The sequence below is a fragment of the Streptomyces sp. NPDC048415 genome (assembly GCF_040651675.1).
Classification (GTDB): Bacteria; Actinomycetota; Actinomycetes; order Streptomycetales; family Streptomycetaceae; genus Streptomyces.
This window is the reverse complement of record NZ_JBEZKJ010000044.1, coordinates 58,889-68,284: the sequence shown is the minus strand read 5'-3', so window position 1 is coordinate 68,284 and position 9,396 is coordinate 58,889. Positions and strand designations below refer to the sequence as shown.

At 67.8% G+C, this 9,396-nt stretch carries 11 protein-coding genes and 2 pseudogenes; 4 read left to right on the top strand and 9 right to left on the bottom strand.

Annotated features, from left to right (window positions below; all coding sequences use genetic code 11):
* The 4 genes and pseudogenes from AB0D27_RS26240 to AB0D27_RS26225 all read right to left on the bottom strand — a co-directional run.
* Nucleotides 1-208 (bottom strand): annotated as a pseudogene (locus AB0D27_RS26240) (hypothetical protein); the annotation flags it as partial.
* 183 nt (nucleotides 209-391) lie between these two features.
* Nucleotides 392-673, bottom strand: a complete 282-nt coding sequence (locus AB0D27_RS26235) for a hypothetical protein (protein ID WP_362513368.1) — start codon at nucleotides 671-673, stop codon at nucleotides 392-394.
* 583 nt (nucleotides 674-1,256) lie between these two features.
* Entirely contained in the window at nucleotides 1,257-1,541 is a 285-nt protein-coding gene (locus AB0D27_RS26230; RefSeq protein WP_362513366.1) for a hypothetical protein, read from the bottom strand.
* A gap of 193 nt (nucleotides 1,542-1,734) precedes the next feature.
* Nucleotides 1,735-1,887, bottom strand: coding sequence for a hypothetical protein (locus tag AB0D27_RS26225; protein WP_362513363.1), 153 nt, complete (start codon nucleotides 1,885-1,887; stop codon nucleotides 1,735-1,737).
* A 617-nt stretch (nucleotides 1,888-2,504) separates the two neighbouring features.
* Here AB0D27_RS26225 and AB0D27_RS26220 point away from each other — a divergent pair.
* Nucleotides 2,505-2,663: pseudogene (locus tag AB0D27_RS26220) on the top strand (carbamoyltransferase C-terminal domain-containing protein); the annotation flags it as partial.
* 326 nt (nucleotides 2,664-2,989) lie between these two features.
* Complete coding sequence (locus AB0D27_RS26215; RefSeq protein WP_362513360.1) at nucleotides 2,990-3,448, top strand: SRPBCC family protein; 459 nt, start codon at nucleotides 2,990-2,992, stop codon at nucleotides 3,446-3,448.
* Nucleotides 3,449-3,603: 155 nt separating this feature from the next.
* Here AB0D27_RS26215 and AB0D27_RS26210 read toward each other — a convergent pair whose 3' ends face one another.
* From AB0D27_RS26210 to AB0D27_RS26200, 3 genes are all read right to left on the bottom strand, one after another.
* A complete protein-coding gene (locus AB0D27_RS26210) occupies nucleotides 3,604-4,041 on the bottom strand; it encodes a glutaredoxin domain-containing protein (RefSeq protein ID WP_362513357.1) in 438 nt (145 codons plus the stop codon).
* A 39-nt stretch (nucleotides 4,042-4,080) separates the two neighbouring features.
* A complete protein-coding gene (locus tag AB0D27_RS26205) occupies nucleotides 4,081-4,548 on the bottom strand; it encodes a helix-turn-helix domain-containing protein (RefSeq protein ID WP_362513371.1) in 468 nt (155 codons plus the stop codon).
* 212 nt (nucleotides 4,549-4,760) lie between these two features.
* Nucleotides 4,761-4,898 carry a hypothetical protein gene (locus AB0D27_RS26200; RefSeq protein WP_362513355.1) on the bottom strand — a complete coding sequence of 46 codons (138 nt, stop codon included), beginning with the start codon at nucleotides 4,896-4,898 and terminating at the stop codon, nucleotides 4,761-4,763.
* Nucleotides 4,899-5,051: 153 nt separating this feature from the next.
* Between AB0D27_RS26200 and AB0D27_RS26195 the strand changes: the two genes are divergently transcribed.
* Nucleotides 5,052-5,495 carry a hypothetical protein gene (locus AB0D27_RS26195; RefSeq protein ID WP_362513352.1) on the top strand — a complete coding sequence of 148 codons (444 nt, stop codon included), beginning with the start codon at nucleotides 5,052-5,054 and terminating at the stop codon, nucleotides 5,493-5,495.
* A 72-nt stretch (nucleotides 5,496-5,567) separates the two neighbouring features.
* Here the strand turns inward: AB0D27_RS26195 and AB0D27_RS26190 are convergent, their stop codons facing one another.
* Both AB0D27_RS26190 and AB0D27_RS26185 read right to left on the bottom strand, forming a co-directional pair.
* Entirely contained in the window at nucleotides 5,568-6,680 is a 1,113-nt protein-coding gene (locus AB0D27_RS26190; RefSeq protein ID WP_362513349.1) for a LacI family DNA-binding transcriptional regulator, read from the bottom strand.
* A 121-nt stretch (nucleotides 6,681-6,801) separates the two neighbouring features.
* A complete protein-coding gene (locus AB0D27_RS26185; RefSeq protein WP_362513346.1) occupies nucleotides 6,802-7,617 on the bottom strand; it encodes a sugar phosphate isomerase/epimerase in 816 nt (271 codons plus the stop codon).
* Nucleotides 7,618-7,906: 289 nt separating this feature from the next.
* Between AB0D27_RS26185 and AB0D27_RS26180 the strand changes: the two genes are divergently transcribed.
* Nucleotides 7,907-9,370 (top strand): extracellular solute-binding protein, encoded by a 1,464-nt coding sequence (locus AB0D27_RS26180; protein ID WP_362513344.1) that lies wholly within the window; start codon nucleotides 7,907-7,909, stop codon nucleotides 9,368-9,370.
* Nucleotides 9,371-9,396 lie beyond the last annotated feature (26 nt).

Below are 9,396 nucleotides of genomic sequence, written 5' to 3'. Positions count from 1 at the left end.
GTGCCGCCGTCAGGGCGGCGCTGACGGCGGCACGGCGCAGCGGGGGACGTCCGCGGGGGAGAGGTCGGGGGGCGCGGTGCCAGCGTGCGGGGTGGCGCCACCGGCCGGAGGCGTCGCGGGCGACATCAACGCCGACTTCCACCATCAGCTCAGGTTCCACCAGCGTGACGTCCAGCGTCTCCCTGGTGCCCCATCCGGCGGAGAACAACCAGCCCGTCCAGGGATGGCCGCTCCGGGCCGACGCGAACAGATCGGCGACCCTGCTGCTGGCCGTCCGGGCGAGGTTGGTGGTGGGCAGTGCTGAAGGTGCCCGTCGTCGTACCCGCCGAGCAGCAGACTGCGCGGAGCGGCCACAGGCCCGGTGACCGCACCGACGACCGCCTCGGTCGTCTCACGCACCTTGTACTGCAACCAGCCCCTCGCTCCAGGCGTCGGCGCGGCGCTGTGCCGCGAAGGACTCATCGGTGCCGGCCATCGCCGACGGCTCGGAGGCGCCGTCCAGCCGCTTATAGACCACTCCCTCCATGCCGACCGACGCCCACGACAGCCACTTCGTGACCATCTCGGGGTCGGTGGTCGACGGGCACGCGACGAAGTGGACCGGCCACTCGCCCGCGGCCCGGGCCGCGCCGGCGCCACGCTGGTGCAACCGGATCTGCAACCGGATCTGCAACCGGATCTGCAGCCGCTCGAAGGCGAGCCGACCCGCGGAATCCCATACGACCAGCTCGCATCCATCGCGGTCGCGTCCGGCAGCTGCCCGGCCCCGGCCACCACCTCCGGAAACGCCGGCGCCATCTCGGTGCCACGCCTCGAGCGCAGCACCACCCGGCCCGCGTCGACGGAGACCAGGGCCCTAAACCCATCCCACTTCGGCTCCCCCGCCCAGCCCGGCCGCAGATCGGAACCGGCCACGGGAGTGCTCAGCATCGGCTCCGGAAGCGCACGTCACACCCGATCCCTTCCACCGAGCGCTCCGCCGCTGTCCTTCTGCTGCTGAGTCCCGCTAGGGAGTGAAGACGGGAGAGTCCCGCCGGACTGAGATACCGCTGTGATTGTCCGACTCGCGGGCGGCCCGCTCGGTGGCCGAAAGCTGTCGACCTCGGGCCCGTGGGCCGGGGGCTGGCTCACGGCTGGTGACGCCGACTGGGGCCGCTACGTCCTCGTGCACCGCAACCCCGTGACCGGCGCCGTCCGTCGCCGGATCGGTGTCGCCGGTGAGTTCACGGCACTCTGCGGGGCGGCTGGTCGGACGGTCAGCCCAGTGTCACCAGACCCAGCGCGATCAACACCGTGATCATGGCGAACGGGACTATGACGATCCGCGCCCGGTCCATCAACTCCGGAGGTCTCTTGGGGCTGGAGCCGATGTGTTCGTCGCAGCTGCCGGATCTTGTCTCGGTCAGCGGCGCTGGGTCGGGTGGGCAGCGGTGAAGAAGGGCGCTGCCCCAGCGGCAATCGCTTCCATCGTTGTCCAGCCAGTACCCGTCCGTCACCCTGGCGAAGACGACGATAGGCGGGTCCTCGTCCCATGCCTTCATGACGCGTTCAACGAGCCGCCTGGCGGTTGGCTACGCGTGTGAAGGGCATCGTGATGCGCCCGTCACCGGGTGTTGCCTGAGCGGGGGCCTCCGTGCCGACCGCCGAGCACGAAGGCCAGTGAGTGAGCGGTTCTATGGCTGCTCCGGTTGCCGCCGGGCAGGCCTGACGGCGGCGTTCTCCGCTATCACTGCCTCACTTGGTGCCCTCCAGGAACCGGAGATGCGCCAGGTCTGCGGTCAGGCGCTGGCTGGCGTACTGCCCCGGCTCCACATGGCCGTCGGCGGCGAGACGCTGAAGTGCGTCGTACGTCTCGTCGTCGACCGTGATACGGATTTCCTTCGCCACCCCTACGGTAGCCGGACGGCCCCGTGCACGGGGAGAGCATTGGTCGATCGTGCGCGTTCACTCGGCGAGCGGCTGCACAGCTCGGCCTTCCTTGACTCGTGGCATGCAGCGTTCCGGCGGCGGCGCCCGTAGTGGACCTTGGCGCGAAGGCCTTCGCCGATGAGCACGGGCAGGCGTTCGCCGAGCGCTTTGGGGCTGGTCCCAACGGCAGCCACGCCGCCTGACCCCATGCCCCTCGTTCTGTTCATCGACGAGTGATGGCCTCTTGAAATCGCGCAGACTCTGGTGCCTGGCGACCCTGACATCACCGACTACGGTGCGCTCGCGGCCGGTGTTGCCCGCCATAGGCACTCGGTCATAGGAACCCTCGTGTACGAGGCCGCGCACCACCGGGCTGCAGCGCTCCTGCATTCCCTCGCCCGGGTTCCGGCGCTTGAGCACTCCAGTGAGCTGTTCGCCGCCCAGGTCGCCCACGCCTACCTCCACGCCAGCGGTATCCAGGTCAAGGTCGGCAGCCAGGAGGCGATCACCGATCAACCTCGTCACCGACGTCGTCGAGGGACGCCGCAACGTGCGCCAGATCGCGGACACGCTGAAGAACTGGGGCTGAACTCGGCCCCCGTGCGCTGGGCGCCCGCAGCATCCTCGCCAACCCCCGCACCATCGACAGCTCCGACGCCCTTAACCAGCGAATTTGGAACTTCCCGCAGTTCGAGGCAAATGCCACCCCCCCCGCTCCCGGAAGGGTGAGGGTGCTGGTTCCCGCCTCACGATGACGCTGCCCGCCGCAGTACGCGCCTTTTCGAGGCTCAGGAGGCCAGCGCCACCGAGAGGCAGCTGCGTGACATCGCAGGGGGGTCTGTCCGTCAGGAGCGGGCCAATCGAGTCGGGGCCGGCTTCCTCGTGGTTACGCCGCTCACCGCGCGAGATGCCCGGTGGTCCCGTAGGGTCGCGGTGCCGCTGCGACAGGACGGGCGGTACGGCGCGGCCCTCGTGTTCCTTCGCGTGCGCGAGGCAGCTCCGGACTCGGCCTCGTGGTCCGGCGGACGTCTGCCGGAGGGGGCGCGGGAGCGCGTTGCGGCTCGACCGATCAGGGGTGCCCATGTCAGGACAGTTCGAAGCGATGGTCGAGGTCGATCGGCCCGTTGAGGAGGTGTTCGCCTACCTCGCCGACGGGCGCAACGATCCGCAGTTCAGCCCCCGGGTGCTCAGGATTGAGCGAGTCCCCGACGCCCCGACCGCCGTGGGCACGGTCTTCCGGAGCACGGTGAAGGACGCCGGGATGAAGACCGCCAGGGAGTTCCGCATCACCGCCCTCGAAGCCCCGGTGAAGATCCGCTGGGCCGAGGTGTCGAAGAACAGCGTGACGGCACGCGAAGGCGGCTACGACCTGGAGCCGCTGGCCGGCGGCAGAACCCGGGTCCATATCTTCAACATTCTGGAAGGCCACGGGCTGGGCAAGCTCCTCGTCGGCCTGGCGCTCGGCGCCGCCCGCAAGGACGCCGAGGGCTTCGGCGCCCGTATCAAGGCGGCAGCCGAGGCAGCGATCGATCCGCGGTGACGCCACTCGGGCTGCCCCGCCGGTCAGGTGCGGCTCTAAGCTTGCCCTTTAACCTCTGTCTGCGTTGTACGGCAGACAGAGGTTGAGACGGCATGAAACCGGCTGACAATCGTTTGGGGTCTGCGGAGGCCTCTCCGATAGGGAACCGCTCCCGATCACACGGAACGGGCGAGCTGTTTGCGCACCCATTCAGGATGGGGGTTGACGTGCGGCTGGCCCGCCACGAATACGGTCGGCACGGTCTCATTGCCGTCGTTGACTGCTCTGACCGCTGCCGCTCCAGCCGGGTCACGCCAGATGTCGACCCAATGCAACTGGCGGGCGCTGCGGCCCAACCGGATGCGCAGTCGGAGGCAGTACTTGCAGCCCGACCGCCAGTAGACGACGGGCCGGCCGTCGACCGCGCTGCGGCGTTGTGCCTCCAGCGCACTGATCGACCTCGGGAAGACTAGAGGCGAGTTCACACCTGCGAGCAGCACAAACACCAGCAGGAGTGCTGCGGCTACGCCGGTGGTCTCGCTGAAGACCAGCCCGGTCGCAAGGACTGAGCCGCAGAGCACAAGGAGCATCGGCAAGATCCAAGCGCGCGTCATGAAGACGAAGGCTATCGATGAGTCGAAATACTCCTCGAACTACTGGTGGATGCGGTAGATCAGCCGTGGCCTGCGGCCGCCCTTGGTGCAGATCAGCGCGGGCATCGAGACCCGTTTGGTGCCTGCGGCGTTGACCTTTGCGACCGGGGTGCGGCCTCGGCGACCCCAGGTGCGGCCCTTGGGCGCCTGGTCACTCCAGCCGCACGCGGCCGGACCGGCCTCCAGTACTGCCTCCAGGGCGCGTAGTTGGCCGGCATCGAGCTTGCAGCGGGCGCCGCCGGGACCCTTGGAGACCAGCGCCTGGCGGCCGCCTGAGGCCGGAGCCCGGCGCCAGCGGTTCGCAGACATCCGGGTAACCCTGAACTGCCGGGCCACCTCCCTGGCACTGGCCCCTGCCTCGACCAAGTCGGCAGCTGCGAGACGGTCTTGCTCGCGTCGATCCCGCTCCTCGGCTGTCAGCCCACCGCCATCGGGACACCTATCCCCCCGGCATAGCGCGGCCGGCACCAACCGTCACGACCCCACATGACCCGCACCGTTAAAGATCTCTAGTGCACACAGGGCAGGGAATTCAGGGCGCTCGACGAAGACGTTCCTTTGAACGATTCGCACCGCCAGGTGCGTCTCGACGGCAGGTCGGCCGGAGTCGCCTCAGAGCGCAAGGACCGTACAAATGTACCGACTTGCTGGCTCTTGGCCGCAGCGAGACGATGGAAAAGTCATAGTTCGTTGCGGTTCTTCTCGACGAGCGGAAGGTGGTGCGTGAGGCGACGAGGCGGCCCGGCGGAGGCCTGAGTGCACAACGCCTTTACTCGCAGGCCGACGAAGATGCCACTGCTGGACTTGGACGAGGTCACGGCTGGTCTGTCGGAGACCTGGTCGGGGTTTCTGCGGGACTGGGACCGCTCGCTGGCGGCGGGGAACTATCCGGAGACCACCCGGTACAACTATTTGCCGGCGGCCGCGCAGGCGGCGCGCGGTTTCTGGGGGAGTAGGCGCTGGATAAGCACATGGCGCTGCAGCAGTTCTTCAAGTGGCTGGTGCTGGACGAGGGCGACCGGTCGCCGATGGAACGGGTCAGGCAGCCGAAGATGCCGCAGAAACTGATCCCGGTCATCCGCTGTGACGAGACCTCGAAGGTTCTCGGCACCTGCCGGGGAAAGCAGTTCGTCCAGCTGCGGGACGAGCCGACCATCCGTCTGTACTGCAACACGGGTGCTCGGCTGTCGGAAGTCGGCAACCTCCTGCTCGACGACATCGACCTGACCACGGAATCGGTGCACTTTCACGGCAAGGGCAGCAAAGACCGGCGGGTGGGTTCGGGCCGAGGCCCGCGCGGGCCGTCAGCCGCTACCTGCGGGCTCGTGCCAAGCACAAGGCGGCCCTACTTCCGGCATCTGTGGCTGGCCGAGCGGGGGATCCGGCGGCTGGCCCCCACGGCATCAAGATCATGACTAAGCGTCGCGGCCTTGAGGCCGGGTCGGACAAACTGCACGCACACCGGTGGCGGCACACCTTCCACGCTTTCATAGGGGCTTCTTTCCGGCACCTTGGCGAAGCTGCGAGGATTCCGCGCCTCGGTGTGCGGCGACCGCCGGGGGAGCGCTGGTGTGGCGTACGCGCAACTCCATCGGAATGACTCTGGGTTCGGTGTCGCCGTTGGTGGCCATCAGCGCTTCCAGGGTCTGGGCGGCCTGCCGGCCCAGTTCGTGCCGGGCCAACGAGGCCGTGGTGAGTCTGCGTGAACTGGGCAGGTCGTCGAGGGAGATGTCGTCGCAGCCGATGACCGACATGTCCTCGGGGACGCGCAGGCCCGACTCCTCCAGCGCTGTCACCGCGCCGAGCGCCACGAGATCGTTGTACGCGACAACGGCGGTGACACCGGAATCCCGCACGGCACCGGCCGCCTCATAGCCATGCCGTGCCGTGTGACCGCAGGGGATGACCGTGACGTCGACGCCGAACGCTGCCGCGGCATCGAAGGCACGGATGCGTTCGGCATTGGCCCAGGACGCCTCGGGGCCGCTCAGGTAGGCCACACGGCGATGTCCGAGCTGGGTGAGGTGACCGCAGACCAGGGTCATCCCTCCGTAGAAGTCGACGGACACCGAGGGGAGACTCAGTCCGGGGACGATGCGGTTGACCAGCACAACAGGGTGGCCACGCAGGGACAGGTCGACGAGCGCGGTGCGGTTCATGCGCGGGGAGCACAGCAGTACGCCGTCACAGCAGCGCATCAGATCCTCGGCGAGCTCGTGCTCACTCGTCGCGTCCTCGTCCGACTCCATCACCATCACCCGCCGCCCGTGTGAGCGGGCGACAGCGGAGACGGATTTTAGGACATCGGGGAAGTACGGGTTGGCCAGGTCGGGTACGAGGACGCCGATGGCGCCGGCCTCGCCGCGGGCCAGGCCCTGGGCAGCGGCGTTGGGCCGGTAGCCGAGTTCGGCGACCGCGCTCTCCACCCGGCGCACCAGCTCGGGGTCGACCCGGGCCGTGCCGTTGAGAACGCGCGAGACAGTGGAGGTGGAGACCCCTGCTGCCGTGCCGACATCGGTGATCGTCACCCGCCGCTGACGCGTCACCTTCTTCGCGACGGACCCGCTGGCCGTGCTGGGTTTTTCGGACTTGTCGGGCATGCCGTTCCTCGGTAGATCCGGCTTTGCGGAGGTTGTCGGATTTTCCGTCATGTCCGGTACTTTCGAAGTTGCCAAGCCCAGCTCCCCGTGTCCTTGGTCCGTGGCCAGCGTAGTTCGTCGTTCAGCGTGCGGGCGGTGCGATCCTCGGCTCGGACCGGAATCCGCGCAGGTACCCGAGATCCCGGCGGACCGCCGTGAGCGGGTTGTCGGCCGGGTAGTGGACGTGCAGGGAGAACGGGCCGGTGTAGCCGAGTTCCGTGAGGCCGGGCAGGATCGTGGGCCAGGGGACGACGCCGCCGTCGGCGAGCGGCTGCCACCGGCAGTTCCAGGATCCACGCGCTTGCCCTGGTTCCCACACCGCGTTCTTCACGCCCACGCAGCCGACACGGTCCAGGCCGCCGAGAACATCGAGGGCGAGCCGCCAGTGCTCGCTTCCCTCCTTGGCCTGGTTCCCGGGGTCGGGGTGGACGAGGACGTCGTCGCGGCCGTCCAGGAGCCGCGAGGCGTGTGCGGCCGAGGGATGCAGCGTGCCGTGGTGCAGCGCGAGCACGAGACGTACGCCGTGGCGGGCGGCGAGCTCGGCGAGGCTCGCGAGGTCGCGGCGGGCCCGGTCCAGGCCGGCGGCGTAGTCGAGTCCGGCGTCGTAGCGGTAGAACCCCACGCGCATCAGGGGCACGCCTGCCTCGGCACAGTGCCCGATGACGCGCTCGGCCTCACTGTCCGCCGAGGTCAGGTCCGTGCTGACGAGGCCGGTCTCAAGTCCGTTGCCGCGCAAGGCCCGTGCCGTCTCGGCAATGCGCCACGACGTGCTCGGGGTGACGGTCTGCCCGTCTCTGACCAGCAGGTCGGCGCCGTCCGCGCCTGCCTCCGCCAGCTGGGCGGCCAGCTCCTCGGGCGGCAGAACACCGAATGGCTTCGTCAGGACGAGGACGCGCATGACGTACTCCCTTCCGGTCGCTCGCGACCCCCGTACGGGCCCACGGCCGACACCATGAAAATCTGTGAAAACGCTCCCTCACCTTAGCGGCCACTCCCGGCAGAGATCGACTGATCACACAACACCCCAGTTCAGATGCCTAGTTCACGATGCGCAGTCCCCAGTCTGCAGAATATCCCGTGTGAAAACGCTTGCTAGGCTGAGTGTTGCGCCCTAACGTCATCCGCGCCTCAGTCCCGAGAGCCGCTCGGGTCGCCATCTCGATATCTCGACGGAGCAGGAGCCGACCATGGGCACAGGACACAGAGTTGGAGCATCCCGGCTCGGCAGGCTGGCGCTCGCGCCCCTGCTGCTGGGACCACTGCTGGCGGGATGCGGTGGCAGCTCCGGTAGTTCAGGCACCACGCTCAAGGTCTGGGACTACTCGGCGGAGCAGTCGGACTTCCACAAGAAGGCCGCCGAGGAGTTCCACCGGCAGCACCCGGACATCACCGTGCAGTGGCAGTCGATCGCTCAGGACGAGTACAAGCGGACGCTCCCGCTGGCCTTTCAGAGTCGGCAGGGCCCGGACATCTTCTACTGGAGCGACAACGGGCCGCTGGCCATGTCCCAACTGCTCAACCAGGAGTGGATTCAGCCCCTCAACGGGGGTTCCGCGCTGCCCGCGAGCTTCACCAAGCGGTGGCCCGAAGGCTCGTTCATCAACGGGGTCAACCAACTCGACGGGAAGACTTACGCGTTCCCCTTCTCCGAGAGCACCTACTGGGGCCCCGGCTACATGTTCCTCAACAAGAAGGTCTTCAGCGACGCCGGACTCGACACCGCCAAGCCACCGACGACGTGGTCCGAACTGAAGAGCACCTGCGCGGACATCAAGGCGAAGACAAAGGCGTACTGCATCGCGTCGCCCAGCAAGGACGTCGACTTCCAGCGCATCTTCTACGCACTCGCTGCCGGCGAGTACACCTTCAACGACTGGTTCTTCGACTACAAGAAGGGCGCCTTCTCGCTGGACGAACCGCAGGCCCAGAAGGTGTTCGCCTTCATCCAGGAGCTCAAGAACGACGGCTATCTGGCACCCGGCACCAACGACAAGAATTTCTCCCGGCAGCAGTTCGCCACGGAACGGGCCGGCATCATGATGGACGGCACCTGGACTCCCTCGGTGTTCAAGTCCCTCGGCCTGGAGTCCTCGCAGTACTCCGTCGCCGCGCATCCCGTCCCCGACTCGGGTGCAAAGGGCGCCCTGTGGAGCCAGCCAGACGGCAACAAGTACTGGGTGAGCGCGCAATCGAAGCAGTCGAAGGCCGCCTGGACCTTCATGAACTGGCTGACCCAGCCTGATGGTTACTTCGCCAAGCAGTACCTCGAAGGCGGCTTCGGGACGCTGGCGTTCGCGGACAACGCCCGCTACATCAAAGACCCCGCGATGCGACAGCTCATGGGGATAGCCGACAAGCCCGGCTACCGGGTCGACCTGCCCCTTCCGGTCACCAAGTGCCCGGACCTGGTGAAGTCCCAGGCCTACGTCAAGGCCATCGGCGAGCGTCCCACCTGGGAGTACGAGGCGATGTCCGGCGCCCTGAGCGGCGACAACTCACTGAAGCCGGAGGCCGAACGGATCGTCTCGCAACGTCAGAAGATCCTCACGGCCGAGCTCAAGAAGGAAGCGGCCCAGGGGCTGAAGGTCTCCCTCGACTGCTTCACCTTCCCTGACTGGTCGTACACCTCCGACTACCGGCCGGCCGCGTAACCGCGCAGCGACGGAAGCCACCGTTC

Coding starts and splice junctions, on each gene's coding strand:
- AB0D27_RS26230 (WP_362513366.1), bottom strand. CDS start 1,541: ATGAAGGCATGGGACGAGGACCCGCCTATCGTCGTCTTCGCCAGGGTG.
- AB0D27_RS26215 (WP_362513360.1), top strand. CDS start 2,990: ATGTCAGGACAGTTCGAAGCGATGGTCGAGGTCGATCGGCCCGTTGAG.
- AB0D27_RS26210 (WP_362513357.1), bottom strand. CDS start 4,041: ATGACGCGCGCTTGGATCTTGCCGATGCTCCTTGTGCTCTGCGGCTCA.
- AB0D27_RS26195 (WP_362513352.1), top strand. CDS start 5,052: ATGGCGCTGCAGCAGTTCTTCAAGTGGCTGGTGCTGGACGAGGGCGAC.
- AB0D27_RS26190 (WP_362513349.1), bottom strand. CDS start 6,680: ATGCCCGACAAGTCCGAAAAACCCAGCACGGCCAGCGGGTCCGTCGCG.
- AB0D27_RS26185 (WP_362513346.1), bottom strand. CDS start 7,617: ATGCGCGTCCTCGTCCTGACGAAGCCATTCGGTGTTCTGCCGCCCGAG.
- AB0D27_RS26180 (WP_362513344.1), top strand. CDS start 7,907: ATGGGCACAGGACACAGAGTTGGAGCATCCCGGCTCGGCAGGCTGGCG.